The sequence below is a fragment of the Vibrio sp. HI00D65 genome (assembly GCF_001635455.1).
Classification (GTDB): Bacteria; Pseudomonadota; Gammaproteobacteria; order Enterobacterales; family Vibrionaceae; genus Vibrio.
Map to the genome: position 1 here is coordinate 1 of NZ_LWEH01000469.1, position 388 is coordinate 388.

Annotated in this window: 1 pseudogene; it reads left to right on the forward strand. The window is 45.1% G+C overall.

Features of this window, described 5'->3' with window-relative positions:
• Nucleotides 1-346, forward strand: a pseudogene (locus tag A3712_RS28010) (hypothetical protein); the annotation flags it as partial.
• Nucleotides 347-388: the final 42 nt, after the last annotated feature.

Genomic DNA, 388 nt, shown 5'->3' on the forward strand with positions numbered 1-388 from the left:
AGACAGTGATGGTGACGATTCATTGGTGTCTCAACTGAATGTGACCATCGGTGATGATGTTCAAATCATGCAAGATGGCACATTAGATATTGTTGAGCCTAATCTAGCTGATGGCACGGTGACCACTAACACCATTGATGTGATGCCAAACCAAAGTGCTGATGGCGCGACGATTACTCAGTTCACCTATGACGGTCAACTTCGAACGCTTGACCAAAATGACACGGGGGAACAGCAATTCAGCTTCACAGAGGGTGAGCTGTTTATCACGCTGCAAGGTGAGGTGCGACTTGAACCAACACTTAACCTATCCCACGCCTTGACTGAAGACAATGAGAAGTTGATATAAGTTTCCTCAAGTGATTTCGATAAAGATCCAGTAACATCA